At 33.8% G+C, this 18,583-nt stretch carries 12 protein-coding genes; 8 read left to right on the top strand and 4 right to left on the bottom strand.

What is annotated here, in order from left to right:
- Window positions 1-41: 41 nt before the first annotated feature.
- On the top strand, window positions 42-920 hold the full coding sequence (locus CLU83_RS09310; RefSeq protein ID WP_100431348.1) for a hypothetical protein: 879 nt from the start codon (window positions 42-44) through the stop codon (window positions 918-920).
- Here CLU83_RS09310 and CLU83_RS09305 read toward each other — a convergent pair.
- Window positions 903-4,637, bottom strand: coding sequence for a metallophosphoesterase (locus CLU83_RS09305; protein WP_100431347.1), 3,735 nt, complete (start codon window positions 4,635-4,637; stop codon window positions 903-905). The genes CLU83_RS09310 and CLU83_RS09305 overlap by 18 nt on opposite strands.
- A gap of 308 nt (window positions 4,638-4,945) precedes the next feature.
- Here CLU83_RS09305 and CLU83_RS09300 point away from each other — a divergent pair, with 308 nt between their 5' ends.
- A complete protein-coding gene (locus CLU83_RS09300; RefSeq protein ID WP_100431346.1) occupies window positions 4,946-6,112 on the top strand; it encodes a Pycsar system effector family protein in 1,167 nt (388 codons plus the stop codon).
- 101 nt (window positions 6,113-6,213) lie between these two features.
- Here the strand turns inward: CLU83_RS09300 and CLU83_RS09295 are convergent, their stop codons facing one another.
- The gene (locus tag CLU83_RS09295; protein ID WP_100431345.1) at window positions 6,214-8,583 is read right to left on the bottom strand and encodes a GAF domain-containing protein; all 2,370 of its coding nucleotides are present in this window, start codon (window positions 8,581-8,583) and stop codon (window positions 6,214-6,216) included.
- A 249-nt stretch (window positions 8,584-8,832) separates the two neighbouring features.
- Between CLU83_RS09295 and CLU83_RS09290 the strand changes: the two genes are divergently transcribed.
- On the top strand, window positions 8,833-9,657 hold the full coding sequence (locus CLU83_RS09290; protein ID WP_100431344.1) for a M48 family metallopeptidase: 825 nt from the start codon (window positions 8,833-8,835) through the stop codon (window positions 9,655-9,657).
- A gap of 190 nt (window positions 9,658-9,847) precedes the next feature.
- The gene (locus CLU83_RS09285) at window positions 9,848-10,222 is read left to right on the top strand and encodes a hypothetical protein (protein WP_157802049.1); all 375 of its coding nucleotides are present in this window, start codon (window positions 9,848-9,850) and stop codon (window positions 10,220-10,222) included.
- Window positions 10,223-10,318: 96 nt separating this feature from the next.
- Here the strand turns inward: CLU83_RS09285 and CLU83_RS09280 are convergent, their stop codons facing one another.
- A complete protein-coding gene (locus CLU83_RS09280; RefSeq protein WP_100431342.1) occupies window positions 10,319-10,756 on the bottom strand; it encodes a response regulator in 438 nt (145 codons plus the stop codon).
- 233 nt (window positions 10,757-10,989) lie between these two features.
- On the opposite strand from CLU83_RS09280, the gene CLU83_RS09275 reads away from it, so the two are divergent.
- Window positions 10,990-11,337: a hypothetical protein gene (locus tag CLU83_RS09275; protein WP_100431341.1), complete on the top strand. Its 348-nt coding sequence runs from the start codon at window positions 10,990-10,992 to the stop codon at window positions 11,335-11,337.
- Window positions 11,338-11,685: 348 nt separating this feature from the next.
- Here the strand turns inward: CLU83_RS09275 and CLU83_RS09270 are convergent, their stop codons facing one another.
- Window positions 11,686-12,216, bottom strand: coding sequence for a hypothetical protein (locus CLU83_RS09270; RefSeq protein ID WP_100431340.1), 531 nt, complete (start codon window positions 12,214-12,216; stop codon window positions 11,686-11,688).
- Between the two features lie 422 nt (window positions 12,217-12,638).
- Here CLU83_RS09270 and CLU83_RS09265 point away from each other — a divergent pair, with 422 nt between their 5' ends.
- The 3 genes from CLU83_RS09265 to CLU83_RS09255 all read left to right on the top strand — a co-directional run bounded on the left by CLU83_RS09265 (window position 12,639) and on the right by CLU83_RS09255 (window position 18,454).
- Entirely contained in the window at window positions 12,639-13,391 is a 753-nt protein-coding gene (locus CLU83_RS09265) for a glycoside hydrolase family 11 protein (RefSeq protein ID WP_232727039.1), read from the top strand.
- Between the two features lie 302 nt (window positions 13,392-13,693).
- A complete protein-coding gene (locus tag CLU83_RS09260) occupies window positions 13,694-14,512 on the top strand; it encodes an SUMF1/EgtB/PvdO family nonheme iron enzyme (RefSeq protein ID WP_100431339.1) in 819 nt (272 codons plus the stop codon).
- Between the two features lie 576 nt (window positions 14,513-15,088).
- Window positions 15,089-18,454, top strand: a complete 3,366-nt coding sequence (locus CLU83_RS09255; protein ID WP_100431338.1) for a CheR family methyltransferase — start codon at window positions 15,089-15,091, stop codon at window positions 18,452-18,454.
- Window positions 18,455-18,583 lie beyond the last annotated feature (129 nt).

Below are 18,583 nucleotides of genomic sequence, written 5' to 3'. Positions count from 1 at the left end.
TAAGAGATTATAAGTTATTTTTGTGTCTATTCAAGAAATCTATGAAAAATTATATTTCGATTACAGCCGTTTTCATTTTATTAGCTTGTCAAAATAGTTCTGGGACGCTGACAAAACTTTATAGTTTGCCTAAAAAACTAAAAGAAATTTCAGGGATTGTTTATTCCGAAAAGGGTAATTTATTTTGGACTTTGGAAGACAGCGGTAATGCTAATAAAATCTATGGATTAAGAGTCTTAGATGGTGCTGTTGATAAAACGATAACTATAGAAAACACCTCAAATATAGATTGGGAAGACATCACAAAAGATAAAGCAGGAAATCTGTATATAGGTGATTTTGGCAACAATGACAATGTTCGAAAAGATTTATGCATCTATAAAATAGATAAAAATTCATTAGAGAAAGAAAATGCCATTCCAGCTTATAAAATTTCGTTCTCGTATCCAGAACAGACAGCATTCCCTCCAAAAAAAACTAAATTATTCTTTGATGTAGAAGGTTTTTTTGAATATAAAAACAACTTTTATCTCTTTACCAAAAACCGAAGCAAAGGTTTTGACGGCACAGTTTTAGTGTATAAAGTTCCAAATAAAGCGGGTTTTCACAAAGCGGTTTTAATAGGGAAATTAAAAACCTGCGATAATTATAACCATTGTGCCATTACTAGTGCTGCGATAAGTCCGGATGCTTCCAAAGTGGTTCTTTTAACCCATGATAAAATCGTTTTGTTAGAGAATTTTAAAGGTGATGATTTTCTAAAAGGAAACCAGTCACAATTGAAATTAAATCATTTTTCCCAAAAGGAAGCAGTTTGTTTTAAGAACAATGAAATCCTCATTATTGCTGATGAAAAGACCAATAAAATTGGAGGAAACGTTTATGAAGGGACTCTTTCAAAACTAAAATCCATACCCTAAACCAAAAGCAACTCTGGCTCGATCATCGGTACCTTTGAAATAGGTAATTCGCCCGGTAATTACATTGAGACCGTTTATCCATATTCCGCCACCAATGGACTGATGCCATTTGCGGGAGTCCTCGCCATCGAGCCAAACTCTTCCGTAATCATAACCTCCTAAAATTCCGTAGGACATTGGTATGACACTTTTTTTAATTTTTCCGATATTCCAGCGTAGATCAGTGCTTTGGTAGAAAGAAGATTTCCCTAAGAATCTTTCGTTTCTGAAACCTCTCAAATTATAATCACCACCCAAAGTCGCCCCTTGATAAAACTCGAAATTATTATTAAACAATACTTTTGATTTTAGAATTGTAGCCAAAACGAGCAGCCCATTTGCATCAATTTTATGATTGAAATTAATTTTTGCATCCAATGCCGGAAAATTAACTTTCGTTTCCTGAACATTCATTTTCCAGCTTCCCGCCACCGAAAATCCAAATCCCATAGTAGGAAGCGAGGGAAGATCATAATTTTCAAAACTGTATTTGGCCATAACTCCAGCATATTGTTGATTATCAAAAACACTTGGGTTTACTGTCCCTGGAATATTGATATAGCGGTCGGTAGTTTCTTCGACTCTTATTTTTTCGAAAGTTGCAGCAAAATTAACTTCACTTCCATAGCGCCCTATTTTTTTAATTGAGGGTGCTGCATTTAGCGTTCTCAGGCGGACTCTGTTGTAATCCATTCCATTAACCTTGTCATTGTTTACGGTTTCATTTCCGTAACCAAAATAATTGATGGTGAAGTTCGGGCTTGTGAATTTAGACTCTAAATCAAAATCCCATTTACCGATAGTTTTCGGAAAATAACCATTATACGTGAACTCATAACCACTCGTGGCAAACAAGTAATTCGCTTTCAGCACGTGCCTTTGGGTGTATGGATACTGATTGAATTTATTGACAGTGTAAGTGGCAACGAAACCTAGTTTTATGCCATCGTCCGGATTGTAGCCTCCAAATGGAAACCCTGAAAAAGCATTGTATTTTATTTTTTCATAATTGTAAAAATTAGGCTCGTAATCATCTGTCAAAAAGGTTTTGGTTTTAGGATCTAAAGTATAACCGTTCGGTTTGGATTTAAAATCATATATTTTTATTTTTTGGCCGTTTTCAACTGTATAGGAATCTTTATTTTGACCGCCTATTAATCGTATTATTATCGATGATTTATAATCTCCTTTTACTTCAAACACATCGTCGTCATCCAGACCATAAATCCAAATATTTTTGGTTTTATCGGCAGTAAAATTTTTAGTGTAAAGCAATTCATCACCACTGTTTTTAAGCCTGTAAACTGCTATTTCAGTATGATTTGGTGAAGTATGGGTAATGGTAAATTTGTCCTTTTTGTCTGTTCCGACAATCAAAACTGTTTTCTGCAGAACCCGGAAATATTCTTTGGCATAGTCCTGAAGTTTGGTTTTCCGAATTTTTAATTTACGTTTAATGTCTTCAATCGTTCCGTCCTGAACTTCTTTGGGTAAATTAACAAAAGCACCGTCAATATCGGCATCCGAAAGATGTTCCTGAATGTATTTTGCCTGTGCAATCCATTCTTTTTCATCAGCAGTTTTCAGGAAAGCAATGTCTTGTGGATATGGTTCACGGTTGAGCCATTTTACATTTTTGATGTCTTCTTTGAAACTTTGCTGATGGCGTAAAGCAGGCATATTCATTAAAAGGGAAAGCAATGCCCCGTCATATTTAGTAAAGGCTTGATCTCTATCTCTCGGAATGGGCTTGTACACTATTTTTCCGTTCTCTTTGTATTCGCCCCAGCGCCATTGATCGCTGTGTCTGTCCCAATCACCAATGAGCATATCAAACAATCGGGCTTTGATGTAAGCAGGTTCATCGATGGTGTATTTTTCATCTTTATGCATATTTTTCATGACATCATCTGTACTGATAATGTCTAATGGTTTTCCAAAACTTTTTACATCTTTTTGATTGCCGGTCAGCTGTTCTTCAACCAGATATAATTCATCGCCAAAATTATAATTGAAGCTTCCCAAAATAGGTTCTTTTGGGATATAATATAAAGCTGGATTGGTATGAGCTACCCCAATTTTGTCCGCTAGATTCCCAACAGCCAAGGGAGTGTAAGGGTGGGAGGTGGTATAAAAATCAAATAGAAAACCTTCGGCATACGTATCATCAAACTGATTTAAAACAAACTGATCTTTGAACACCACAGACTGAAGAAAACGCGAAGTGCTTTTTTTCAGGGCACGCATCACATATTCTTTTCCGTTGGCATCTGCCAGACGCAATGATTTTGATTGGTGTCCGCCACCCTCTCTTGTGGGTTTGACACCGCCAAAAAGCGTGTCCAATGTAGCTGTTTTTGCGTCAATGGGCAAGCTGTAATATTCTCGGTAATGCTGTCCAAAAAGGAATTTATGAAAGATGCTTTTTTGGGTCATTTCATTAGAATAAATGGAGGTTCGGGTCGTTTCGGTAAATTGTTTCGATAAATTTTTTGGAACAGTTGTATCCCGGACTTTGATAATGGTTTGTTCCAAAAGCAATTTTTCCTGATGGTTTTCATTGCCATAAAAGGCTACTTTGGTCTCGCCGTTTCTGTAGACTGTCAATGTTGCATAGCCATTGCCTCCGTATGAAAAATCGGTTGGATTTACAGCCTTTGCTGATTCTGATTTTGAACCTGCACCGCTAATGATTTGTCTGATATTATTTCTGTCCAGATACTGCAAATTATGATCATGACCCGAAACCACAATAACATTTCTCTGGTTTTGCAAAAGTGTTTTCACCCGTTTTGTAAAATTGAGATAGACCTTGTTTTGTATGTCCTGGGGATTAATGCCCGATGTTTTTCGAATCAGATTAACCGCAGAACCAATACCAGGCAATGGGATTTTTTGTTCCAATGGAAAAAGTTCTTTATCCAATGAATATTGCCCGCCGTGAGAACCATTGCTCATTAACGGATGGTGAAGGGCAATGATTACTGTTTTGTCCTGATTTTTATTCAGCAGACTTGCCAGTTCATCAAAAAAATCTTCACGGGTCTTGATTGTGCAATCGTCATTTATGGTCGGGTATTTGTCCCAATCTTCTAGAAACCACTGGCTGTCGATAGTGATCAAAGTACAGTTTTTGTCAATTTTTAAGTCTTCGATGCCACAGTTTTTTTGGGGTAAAAAAGCTTTTTTGTCATTTAGATAATTGGTTATAAATTTTGCCTGGCGTTCCAATCCGGCAATTCCGTTGTACCAGTCGTGATTTCCGGGAATGAAAATAGTTTTTCCTTTGAAGTTTTTGGATAATTGCAGCTGATTAGTGAGTTTATTTTCGGCAGATGCAGCTTCGTTTGGATTAACACTGCTTGGAAATCCTTTGGGATAAATATTGTCGCCAAGAAATAATAAGGTACTTTTTTTATTTGAATTTTCTAACCTTTTTTGGAGTAATGCCAATGTTTCCTGTGCTTTTTGTTCGTCAGCATTTCCGGTATCGCCAACCAAGAAAAAGGTATGGGCAATTTGTGAGGTATCCGATGTGTTTTGAGCGATATCATTTTCGGTATTTTTGCCATACTGAGCACGATGTGTGGCACAAGACTGCATCGTCAGTATTACAACAATGACGGCAAAATTGAAAGCATTCCTTTTTATGAAACAATTTTTTGAAAACAATCCCATAATTTTTTATGTTTTTAAATGAGTTAATTTGAAATAAATACAACTATCATTCTTTTGATTTAAAGTGTTTAATAGTAGTGAATTAACGATTTTGTTGCTTTGAAAATTTAGCAAAATTTCATTTTTTAATAATTTTCCAAAGGCATTAAATAAATATAACTAAAGCAAACAGATTATAAGTCTGTCTTAATTATTTAAATAAATATTTTGTAAAATAATTATGCTGGAAAGATACGGAGAGTTATTTATTCTATTGTTTTAGAATTACAGAAAACATTTTCATAATTTAGTCTCATAAAAATTAATGTATGGCTTTTGTAAATCAGGTTCAGGACTTTGTCGCAAATTTAATGGAAAGCAAACTTTCGGGTTTATATACGTACCATAATTTAAACCATACAGCGGGTGTTGTTAACTCCGTGAACAGCTTATGTGATGAGGAAAAAGTATCCCCTTCGGATAGAGAAGTTTTGTTGATAGCGGCATGGTTTCACGATACAGGTTATACAAAAGGCTGTGCAGACCACGAAGATTCCAGTGTTGAAATTGCATCTCAATTTTTACAAAAAAAAGAAAAATCCGAAGAGTATATTGCAAAAGTTTCGGGTTTAATCAAGGCAACAGCTAAGGATTTTGTGCCTAAAACGCTTTTGGAACAAATAATAAAGGATGCTGATTACTATCATATTCTAGATAATGATTATGTTTATAACTGTGAAGGTTTGAGAAAAGAGTGGGAGAATGTTGAAGGAAAATCATTCACAGAGATGGAATGGATGAAGGAGAATGAATTCTTTTTGTCAAAAATTCATCGGTTTTATACGCCGCATGCAATTGAACATTGGCAGCCTTTAAAGGAAAAAAACATAAAACGGCTTCAAAAAAAAATAAAAAAGATGAATCAGAACTTACCAAAAGGAGATAAAACAAAAGGGAAGGAAGAAAAACCAGAGCGGGGCATTGACACATTGTTTCGGGTTACTTTGGGCAACCATACCCGTTTGAGCGGTATTGCTGATAGTAAGGCCAATATTCTGCTTTCGGTAAATGCAATTATTATTTCGATAGCGCTTTCCACATTGATTCCAAAATTAGACAGCCCCAAAAACGTCCATCTGGTTGTCCCTACATTTATCATGCTGATGTCTAGTGTGATAACTATTGTTTTTGCCATTCTTTCGACACGGCCAAAAGTAACTAAAGGCGTTTTTACCAAAAAAGATATTGAAGACAAAAAAGTGAATCTTCTTTTCTTTGGAAATTTTTACAAAATGCCTTTGGAGGATTATAAATGGGCTATGAACGAAATGATGAAAGACAGGGAATACCTTTATAATTCTATGATTAAGGACTTGTATTACTTAGGAGTCGTTTTGGAGAAAAAATACCGATTATTGCGAATTGCCTATAATATCTTCATGATAGGAATCGTACTCTCTGTAATTGCTTTTGTAATCGCTTTCAAAACAATATAAGCATTTAATCAATAGAGTTTTGCAGTTATTGCCTTTGGCTTCAATTGAAATCAAAGGCTTTTTTTTATGTCTAAATCCAATATTACTGCTCTCTCTTTATTTTAATTCAGTTCGTTTACTAAATCATTATGGGTATTGTCCTGTGAGTAATTGCTGAGATTGGTATTGATTACTTTTACCCGGATTGCTCTTAATCCGGATACTCCTTGAAGTTCTTCGACTTCAAATTGTTCAATGGCTGGTTCTAATATTTTTTTGTGCTGCAGGTATTTGATGTATTTTAAGTATTCGTTTTGTTCGGAATTATGAGAATAGACAATCGTGATTTTTTCTTTTTGGGTGATTCGCTCTTTGCTTCCTTTTATATTGGCTTTATCGATGCGTTTTTTGACCACTTCGTAACGGGCATTGTAGGTGCCGTCTACATCAAATCGTTTTTCATCCATTCTGAAACGTATTGAAATAGGAGAACTGAAAACTAAAATCAGCGATGTTACGTCCAATTCATACGGCAAAGTAGCTTTGAGCTGATGGTGTTCTATTTCCATTTCGCACAAAGTCTGCAGCTGCCATAATCTTAAATTTTGCAGATAAAGGTTGTCAAAAGGTTTTGTCGGTGTAATTGATGCGCCAATGTACAGGTTGTGTTCGACTCCATCGGTTTTAAAACGTTCGTAATAATGAGGATAGATTTGTTGGGCTTCGATTTGTTTTTTATCCAAAATTACAGCCAGTTTTTTATTGATGATAGACATTGTGTTGTCAAATTTCTTGCGGTAATGATAGAACATTCCTGTTTTTTCGTCCAGGCTTTCAAAATAGTTTTGCCTTACCGTTTCGCTTTCAGCATCCATTTTGGTGTTTCTCAGAATTGGATGAATTTCAGTCTCAATATAATTCTGAATTTGTTGTTCCGTATCGGCTTTTAACGGTGCATCAAGTTCTTCATAAAAAGACTGCAATTCGAATATCCGTTGTTCCAATAAAACGAGGCTTTCATTGGTTTTTTGGTTTTCAAAAAGCTGTATAAGCGTGTACAATTGGTTTCTTAAATCCTCTTTTACCGTTTGATTCCGATGTTCGGATGAGCCTTTAATGTCAATTTGTCCATATAGCGGATAAACTTCCTTAAATATAATTTCTTTAAAAATATAATCTTTATTGGGACTGTTCGTTTGGTAATATTTGAGCGCTTCCCGTTTGAATTTCCAATACACGCTTGAATGAATGGCAGTATATTCTCTTTGTATAATGGCTTCAATCTGATGCTGCATATCGATTTTATAGCGTTCCATTGTATCAATCAGATAAGGTAGAACCAAATCTAAATTTGTTGCATTTACAGTATTGAGTTCCTTAGGTTTTGCAGAAACTAATTCTATAATTCCCAGTATGGTTTCGCCTTTTGTTACAGGCGCAAAAATACAGCTCCTTATATTTTGCTCCAGCAAATGCTGTCCAAGAATTTCATTTCCGGAAATTTTTGAAAATTGTTCAACATCAGAGATTATCATTGATTTTTTTTTCTCCAAAATAGTTTCCAGCGAACAGCCGTAAATGCTGTTATTACAATCTATTTCTTCGAATTCATTCAAGATAAAACTTTTAATTTCTTTCTCTTCTTTTGATGGGTTTGTGAATTTTTCCTGTTCTTCATTGTATATTATCAGTCCAATTCTTAAATCCGAAATTTTAAAAATAGACCTAAAAATAGATTCAAAACTCAATGTTGAGTTAGTTTGTGATGATTCTGTTTTTAAAAGGTTGCTTTTTAGGTTGGATATGGCATTTTCTCTTGTAACATCGATCAGAGTAATTATTCCGAAACCTTTTAGAATCCAGCTTTCCGCAGGGAATTTTTCTTTCCACAACGTAATGTTATCATAATTATCCATCAAAAGATCAATTTCACTTTGAGAAAGTGGTGATATATGTTGGTTTGGGATAACTTCTATAAAATCGGCATTGTACAAAATACGGTAATGGTTTATAATGCCAGACGCATTTGGAATATCATAGAATAAAGGCTTATTAAAATCAAAATGCTGATGATAATAAGCATTTAAAATCAAAATGCAGTTGAAAATGTAAAACTGATCCTCTTCAAAATCACGTATTTCCATATCAAATGTCACTCCTGCATCCTGAAGAATCTTTTTAAATCTTTCTGAATAATTGAAAGTGATATTCTGAAATGGAATACTAATTGCTTTAATTTCGTTATGTGTTAATGCAGTAGGGAAGAGATCGGCAAGTAAATTGTGTATTAAAGTTTCGTGTTTTTTTATAAAGTTTAAATCATCAATTCCATCTCTGAATTCTGGGTAAGGCGCTACTTCTTTCAGTAATGCTTTGGCATAATTCGACCGATAATCCACATCGGCAGAAGCAATGTCCTCTAAATTTTTAATCAGTTTATGAAATGAAATCAGAGTTTTGAATGGGCTTTTAGTAAATGTAGGAATGCTCATGGAAATATTGAAATTAGCTGCTGCTTTAAAAATGAAATAGTTGGTTAATCCTGTTGCCTAACATTATTTATATTCTGTCAGTAAACTTATTGATTGAATAATTGGAGTTTAAAATTAGTGAATTTATTTGGCAGATGCAGATTTTTTTTTGTCTTTCATTAACTGAAAATCTTGATACTTATTAAATTTATTCTGTAAATTATAATTTTCGGCTAAGTTGTATTTTTATAAAAAGTTAAAATCATTGCTATGAAAAAATACTTATCAATATTAAGTGTCGGATTTTGTATAATCGGATTGATTTTTTCCTGCGCCCAAAACCCGTTTACAGGACAAAAGAGCTTGAATTTTGTGTCTAACAGCCAATTGTTTCCGTCCTCATTTCAACAATATAATACTTTTCTAAAAGAGAACAAAGTCATTTCAGATACCGAAGAAGCACAACGAGTTGCAAACGTTGGGACAAAAATAAAGTCGGCTGCTGAGCGCTGGCTGAAAGCTAATGGATATTCGGAATATTTAAATGGCTATCAGTGGGAATATAAGCTGGTAGAAAATAAAGAAGTAAATGCCTGGTGTCTTCCTGGCGGTAAAATTGTAGTTTATTCAGGGATTTTGCCAGTGACTAGAGATGATGCGGGTCTGGCTACTGTATTGGGGCATGAAGTGTCTCACGCATTAGCCAATCACGGTGCTCAAAGAATGAGCGCTTCGCAGCTACAGGAACTTGGAGCGGTAGGTCTAGCTGTGGCAACAGGCAGCAAGAGCGCTGAACAGCAGCAAATGTGGCAACAGTATTATGGAATTGGATCTGAAGTTGGCGTAATGCTTCCTTTCAGCAGAAGTTTTGAGAATGAAGCTGACAAAATAGGACTGACACTTATGGCAATAGCGGGCTATAATCCTGAACTGGCTATAACGTTTTGGGAAAGAATGTCTGCAACAGGCAGCGGTAATAAACCGCCTGAATTTTTGAGTACGCATCCTGCCGATGGAACAAGAATTGCTAATTTAAAAAGATTAATTCCAGAGGCTAAAGCTGAGGCATTAAAGTTTGGCGTCATTTATAAATAGTTTTTAAAATTACAGTTATATATAAAGAAAATAATCTTAACAGCAAGATTATCTCTTTTTTAGCTCCAATATTTTAATCGTATATTATGCCGTAATTATGTTAATCACACTGTTTAATTCTGTAAAATAGTATAAATATATCTGCTTAGTTTTTAAATAGTTAATTATTAATTTGTTAGAAAAAATGAAAATGAAAAACAATAAAAATCGTAATTATGATCAGGATGATCGTGATTATAAAGATGCACCATTAACTGCCGATTTTGAAAAATCAAAATTGAACAATGATTTAAATCATGCTTATCAGGAAAATGCTGAACAGTTTGAAGAGTTTAATAATAATCAGTCAAACGGGGATACTAATAATGGCACAATTTCAAATTCGGATAATGATGGAGACCGTAAATCTGATCCAGATGATGAAAATGATCTAGATGATGAAAATTTAAACGAAGAAAGTGACTTCGAGGAGTCTGATATTGATGTTGATGAGGAAGATGACGATGTAACCAATATCGAAAATTCTGATTTAGATAATGATGATTGGGTAAGCTATAAAATTTAATTATGTCAGTGAAGAAAAAAAGCTGTTTTACAACCCAAACAGCTTTTTATATTTTTAATGGCACTTAGCGGACAGAAGCTGTAAAAAAAAAGTATTTTAAGATATTGATATAGAGTTATTTGAAAATGTATAGCTTTTTCTCCAATAACTAATAATATTTTCAATGACTTTTTTATATTCGACAAAGTTTTCTTCTTTTTTGAAATAACCATGTGCTAAAAGCTGGAAAGCTTTATTAATATTTTCGGGATTATGTGCTGTAGAAAGGAAAATATAAGGAACACACTTTTTATTAAAAACTTCATTTCTTAAAATCTTGGCTCTTAGTTCAAAACCGTTCAATTTGGGCATGCTAATATCAGATAAAATCAAAAAAGGGTTTACTTCTTTCTGCAGCAGATATTCAAGAACTCTTGTGCTGTCATCAAAAAAAACAACTTTATTGAATACCTGCAGACTTTCAAAAATATCTTCTAAGAATAACCTGTCATCCTCATCGTCATCTATTATGATGATTTCTCCGTTTAAATTCATAAGATTAGAGTTAAAAATTTTAGATAAAAGGTCTAAAATACTTTCAAATTTACTAAAAATCTTTCAAATTATGATGGAATACTTTTCTTTTTGCGCATTGCAGTTTTCTTTTTAACAGTTCAAGATTAAAATCCTGTAACATTTGGTAAAAGTTATGTAATGAGTTTAGTGATAGAATATTACAATTTTTCATATATTAGTTTTTTTAATAATAACTTATAATAATATAAAAGATGGATACAGAAAGAGATGAAAATCAGAATTTTAAAAATAATATTGATCCAAGTGAAAATTATTTAGCAAATGCTGATGATACACAAGAAAGCCTGAAGCAAAATTGGTACGATGATGAATTGGCTGAGGATGAAGCCCAAGAGAATACTGATTATACTGATGACCAAAACAATTCGAGCACAGGCTATACCGAAAAATTATTAGAAAAAGAATTAACGGTGGATCACCAAAATAAAGACAATGATGCCAAAAATGATTCTGATATAGAAGAAGATTTCATTGTTAAAAACGGAATCATTATTGACAGAGCCGATGAAAACAATAGTAATCAAGAAAATGATCAGTAAATAAGAGATATAATAGTTTCTAAAATCTTAAATAATTAGCAGTAACATTTAAAATTCATTTAGGCAACAACATAATTACCAATACAGTTTTTAAAAGCAAAGAGCAATGTATCAACTGTTTAAATATTGCTAATGGCTGCAAGTGCTGCTAAGCAGTTGAGCTCTTATTTTCAAAAAAATGTAAATGATGATATACTGAATCTAAAAGAATATTTAGAATCTGGTTATAACTAAATTAAATAAAAGTTTTTTCTAAAAACCTTCAGTCTTTATAAAAATTGAAGGTTTTTTTGAATTTAATAAATAATAAAAAGAGGGATGCTTTTTTTATATAGTGGTAGCTAAATTTCAAATGTGTTTTACTTCTTTTTTATTTATATCTTTTGAGAGTCTGTGCTGGACAGAGAAATTTAAATTTGCTGTTAAAAATACTGTCAGTAAAATGTAATAAACAGTTGCTGCATACAGAGCGAAAATAATACGGGAAATAAACATTTGAAAATAATAGCCTTTAAAATGTACAGAATAGGTGTATTTGGCGATTTTGAGCATAACAGCCCAGCAGAACACACCAATTAATCCGCTTGCAATACCAAGATAAAAAGCATTTACGGCTGATAAATCCAAAATATTGTAAAGCCATAGCAAATGATACACAAATACAAAAATGAATCCAACACTAAAATGAACCAGCCATCCTATGATTTTTTTTGAAATGACTGATAAATCAACCTTCATCTGTACAAGTAAATTGGACAGCAGCACAGGCTCTCTATAAATTTTTCTATACCTCGATGAAATTACGTAGCTGAACAATGTCATAGCTGATGTTGCTGCAATTGAAACGATTAGGATTTGTAAAAAAGTATAAAAATTCATGATTAGTTATTTTTTTATTTTTCACAAAAGAGTTTTATTGTTTTAATAGCGTTCATCCAAAGCGCGGATAATTATGCCATAATTCTTCAAATTATGTTTTTGAATAGGATAGAAGGGAGCTGGATACAGATAACTAATTTCATTTCTCTGTCAAAATTAGAAGCAATGGAATGGTTTTTCTTTATAGAATTATAAATTTTAGTTACATAATTATCAGTATGCTGTATAAACGCTTAATTATAGCGGAATAATCAGAAAATCAGTTTGTTATTTCTGATTTAAGCGTATTAATATTGCTTCATTAGTTACAGTATCCGCATCATTTGTTGTCTTTTTTGTTTAAATCTAAAATTACATTTGTAGTAATTATTAACCGCTAATAATGATGTATTATTAGTTTAAACTAGTAAAAACCAATAATTATGAAAAAAAATGAATTTTTAAAAGGAAAAAACGGGGTTCATTCTTTAGAGCTCATCAAAAAAGTATTTAGCCTTTCAGCTGTATTTATGCTATTGTTAGCAAGCTGTACCGAAGAAAGCTCGGACAGTAAAACCATTGATAAACAAAGTACAAATAGTAAATATTCAAGTGGTTTTGTTTCAGACAAAACTGCAAAAAATGGAACAGGCACTAGTAATGGTTTCTTTTGGTCTTTATATCAGGAAGGGGGAACAGCAGATTTAACCAACGGATCAGCTGGAAATTTCACGATTACTTACAGCAATGTCACCGATGTGGTTGGTGGTAAAGGCTGGAATCCAGGATCGGCTAGAACAATTGGCTACAATATTGGAGTTCTTAGTGGCAGCTATAATTTTGTAGGGATCTACGGCTGGACAACAAGTCCGCTTATTGAATATTATGTCTCTGAAAAAGGAAGTATATCGGGTTCAACATCTTTCGGTACAGTGAGCAGTGATGGCCATACTTATAACTGTACTAAATTTCAGCGGGTAAATAAACCTTCTATTCAAGGTACGGCAACGTTTTGGCAGTATATAGATAATTGGGGAGGAGCATCTACTGGAAAAAACAACACCGTCACTATGGCTAACCACATTGACAATTGGAAAAGCAAGGGTGGTCAAGGTTTTGGTACTTACAATTACCAGATATTGGCATTAGAGGCATTCAGCGGTAAAAGCGGATCTATAAACGCAACAGTGTGGTAGATCTTTAAATCTATTATTAGAGCCGGCTGGTTTTAGGACAGCCGGTTTTTTATATTTAACCCAGAATCTGCATTAGAAATCTATTGCATCTGAATTCTTCTTCAAAATCATGCACTTACTTCTATTTTTAAAATCAAAATGCAAAAGTATTCCTTATTTAAAAATAGTCCGTGAGCACTTGATTTTATTGGATAATTCAGCTTCGTTACGAAGTCTAATGCGGATTCTGGGTTTAAAAAAAGTTTAATTGTTGGCAGTCTGATCTGCAATTTTTTTACCATCAGCTTAACGAAGATATTTCAATGAAGAAACTATTAGTTTTAACGGCAATAATGATTACTGTCAGTGCTTGTTCAAAAAAAGAAGTTAAAAACTTTATATTAGTCGAAGGCGGGACATTTGTAAACACAAAATCAAACTATTATGGAAAAAGTGTTACAATACCGAGTTTTTATATTGGCATATATGAGGTAACTCAAAAAGAGTGGATTGAGGTAATGGGAAGTAATCCCTCAGAATTCAAAGGAGACAATTTGCCGGTAGAAATGGTAAGCTGGTACGATTGTGTTGAATACTGTAATAAAAGAAGCATAAAAGAAGGTTTGAGTCCTTGTTATACTATTGATAAGAAAAAAGAAGATCCAAATAATGATAATGAAAACGATGACGTCAAATGGACCGTAACTGTCAATATGGGAAAAAATGGCTATCGTTTACCAACAGAAGCAGAATGGGAATATACAGCAGGAGGCGGTCAGAAGAGTCAGAGCTATACTTACAGCGGGAGCAATGATATAGACAGGGTAGCGTGGTACTGGGTAAATTCGGGAGATAAAAACCTGACAGGAATCTGGTTTTGGTCAACGATAGAAAAAAATCATTGTAAAACCAAACCTTTCGGCAGAAAGGGTTCTAATGAGTTAGGGCTTTATGATATGTCTGGAAATGTAAGGGAATGGTGTTGGGATTGGCTGAGTAATGAAACTGATCCTAAAGGACGGATTTGGAAAGGCGGCGGTTGGATTGGAGGTGATTTCTGCTGTGAATCGTCTTTTCGAGGCAATCATCAAGCTAATGGAAAAGGAGCTGATCAGGGTTTTCGTGTGTGTCGCAGTAAGTAATTTTAAATTGAAGTATTGGGGTAAGGTTTAAATTTACGAATTTAAAATTATTCATTTTAGGAATACAATAAGGTCATCAGGTCAAACACATGAGCTGTTTTATATTCATGTGTTTGACCTGATGCGCCTTTAAAAACAAATGTCAGATTTAAACAAATAAAAATTAAAATTTTATTCTGTAAACCTTCAGTATAACTTAAATAAACTTTTAATGTGACTGTATTTTATTAATCAGATGCAACAGAACACGCTTTGGCATTTATTAAAGCGTACCTTTGAAGTAAATGATAACTGATAAATGGGCTAATAAAATGGATATAAGTATTGTAGCTGTTGATAATAATGCAGCTAAAATCGGATCTCCAGCTTAAATGTCAGATTGATTTCCGTTACAAATATTTAAGACTTAATATGCTCGTATGTCTTAAAAGCTTAAAACAAATTCATAAGGATATTAAATGAAGCAATTAGAAACAGCATTTTTCTTCATTACGGTTTAGGTTTGAACAACTATAAAGACTCCTACTTCGCATTGATTTATATTACAGCTCATCTTAGAAATTAATAATTAAAATCATGCACACCTACACAAAAAGTTTACCAAAGGCAACACGCCAAGACTTTCCTATTGTTGGCATTGGAGCTTCAGCAGGGGGATTAGAAGCATTTAGTGACTTTATTGATACAATTCCTGATAATTCTGAGATGGCTTATGTTGTAGTGCAGCACCTGCACCCGCAACATGACAGCATACTTACAGAGCTTCTTTCGAAAGTTGCCAAAATTCCGATTAATGTAATTACAGATGATATTCATTTAGCACCCAATAATATTTATGTTATTCCTGAAAATAAAATGCTCACCTCTTTTGACGGAGTCTTAAAATTAAGCCCTCGCATAAAAGACACAAAAAATCAGGCCATAGATATTTTTTTTACTTCATTGGCAGAAGTCCATCTTGATTTAGCCTATGGCGTACTGCTTTCTGGAAATGGTTCAGACGGAACAATCGGACTGCGGGCAATTAAAAAATATGGTGGTATTACTTTGGCACAGGATCTTGATGCTTCTTACAATGAAATGCCACAAAATGCCATTAAAGCAGGAGTGGTGGATTATGTTATGCCGCCAGCTAAAATGGTAGAAAAACTTATGGGGCTTTTCAAGTCAAAGAATATGGCTGACGAAGAGAATTATCTGGATGATGAAGCTGTATTTCAAGGAATTATTAAAATGCTGCGCCGTCACAGAGGTGTTGATTTTGCTTATTACAAACAAACTACCATTCGCCGCCGTATTGCCAGAAGAATGGCATTTAGCAAGATTGACAATCTTAAGAATTATCTTGAATTTCTGCGGGGAGATAAATTAGCATTAGAAGATTTATTTAACGACCTGCTGATACCTGTTACTGAGTTTTTTAGAGATACTAAAATTTTTCAGATGATGAGAGAGAAAATATTTCCATTACTAACAGACAGGTTAAAAGAAGGAAATGCAATACGTGTTTGGATTGCAGGCTGTTCTACAGGGGAAGAAGCTTATACAATAGCCATTGCTCTTCATGAATTTTTAGGAGATAATCTCCAAGGAAAGGAAATTCAGATTTTTGCCTCAGACATTTCAGAAGTGGCTATTACAAAAGCCCGGGCTGGATTTTATAGGAAATCTCAATTGCGTAATGTTTCTGAAAATATTCTAACTAAGTATTTTACAGCAAAATCGAACGGTTATACTATTAAACCGCAAATTAGAAATTTATGTGTTTTCGCAGTTCATAATTTTTTGAGTGATCCGCCTTTTGCAAAAATGGATTTAATTACCTGCAGAAATGTATTTATTTATATGGATCCATTTTTGCAGAAAAAGGCGCTTGGCACCTTTCATTATGCCTTAAAAGAAAATGGCTTTTTACTTTTAGGAAAATCAGAAACAACAGCACCTGCAGCTGAATTTTTTCAGCCATTTGATAAGACGGATAAAATCTATATCCGCAAGCAGGTTTCAGGAAGATTTGTGCACTCGGGGTTAGACGGTAATGAGAAATTAAAAAGTTTAAAATCTGGTATTCAAAGAAAAGAAACTCACAAAGAAGATTTCAGAAAGAGTGCTGAATCACTTTTGCTTGCTAAATATACTCCGGCAAGCGTCATTGTGAATGAACAAATGGATATTGTTCATATTAACGGAACCATTGCAGAATTTATAGAGCTTTCGACAGGAAAACCAACCTTCAATCTGCTAAAAATGGCTAAGGAGGGACTTGCTTTTGATCTTCGTAATGTCTGGCATAAAGTCAAAGAAGCTGGATCGCCTATAAAAAAAGAAGGCATACTGATTAAAAACAAAGGAACTGTTGGTGAAATCACCATTGAAATGATACCACTGGAGAATACTTCGGAGCTGCATTATTTAGTTTTGTTTTACAAAAGTACTATCAGCAGACAAGATGTTGTTTCAGATAAATTTAGTAGTGATGAAATACTTGAAAATGTTAATTTAAGAAGAATTGCAAAGCTTGAAAAAGAGCTGGCCAAAATACATGAGGATGTTAATGCAATCAGTGAGGAGCAGGAGGCAACCAATGAAGAACTGCAGAGTGCCAATGAAGAATTATTGAGCGGCAGCGAAGAACTTCAAAGCCTGAATGAGGAACTGGAAACATCCAAAGAAGAACTGCAGTCGAGTAACGAAGAGCTTTTGCAGATTAATCAGGAACTTATAAACAAACAGCTGGAAATTAATATTTCTAAGAATTATACCGAAGCTATTGTAGCCACTCTTCGGGAACCTATAGTGGTGCTGGATATCAATTTAAGAATTAAAAACATTAACCGCGCATTCTCCAAAAAATATAATATTGTAAAAGAAGAAGCAACAGATAAACTTATTTACGAAATTCAAGATCATCTTTTTGACAACATTCCTATGCGTGAGATGCTTGAAAAGGTACTCAAGGAAAATACACAGCTCGATGATTACGAAATAACTGTAAACCTTCTGCCTTACAGCGAAAGCATTCTATTGCTAAATGCGAGACAAGTGACCAATGAAGCCAGTAAAAAACAACTGATTCTGCTGGCCATTGAAGATATCACTGAACGAAGGATTGCTGAAAAAAAACTTCAGGTACTCTCAGATGGATTTGAAGCCAAAGTTCTCGAACGCACCTCTGATTTACTGACCTCTAATATGAATTTGGAAAGTTCTATTAAAAATTTGCATGTGGCAAATGTCCAATTACAAGAGTATGCTTATGTAGCAAGCCACGATTTGCAGGAACCTTTGCGAAAGATATTAATGTTTATCAGCAGGCTCATGGGAATGGAAGAAAATATTTCTGATGAGGCACATATTTTAATTGAAAAAATCAGTAAATCCTCCTTAAGGATGAATACACTTATTAAGGATTTACTTTCTTATTCCTATCTTAAAAATCCTGACAGGCAATTTATAAGCACTGACCTAAATATAATTATAGCAAACATTCTCATTGACTTTGAATTGTTAATCGAAGAACGGAATTTTAAAATAAAAACTGGAAAACTACCAGTCATCAATGCTATTCCGCTACAGATGAGCCAGCTCTTTTATAATTTGATAAGTAATGCACTTAAGTTTTATAAAAGTGACGGTTCTGTGCCTAAAGTGCAGATAAGTTCAAAAAAACTTTCTTTAATGCAGATTAAGAAATACCCGTCTTTGGATGTAAGTCTGGATTATTGTGAGATAATTGTAAAAGACAATGGTATAGGTTTTGACAAACAATATGAAAACAAGATTTTTACTATTTTTCAAAGGCTTCATAGCAAAGAAGTATATACTGGTACAGGTATTGGACTGTCTATTGGTAAAAGAATTGTAGAAAATCATAACGGGATTGTTTTTTCAAAAGCCAAAGAAAATGTTGGTGCAGAATTTCATATTATACTGCCTATATAAAAGAGATACTTTACTGGATAACTACCTTTATCTTCAATCTTTTTATCCTATGCAAAACTTGTAGTAATTACAAAACAGCTAAAAATCAGAAAAAAACATAAGACCTTAGGATATTTCATATTTGGTATC

This window comes from Flavobacterium sp. 1, assembly GCF_002797935.1.
GTDB lineage: Bacteria > Bacteroidota > Bacteroidia > Flavobacteriales > Flavobacteriaceae > Flavobacterium.
The sequence above is the reverse complement of the archived record's forward strand: the minus strand, read 5'-3'. Positions and strand labels throughout refer to the sequence as shown.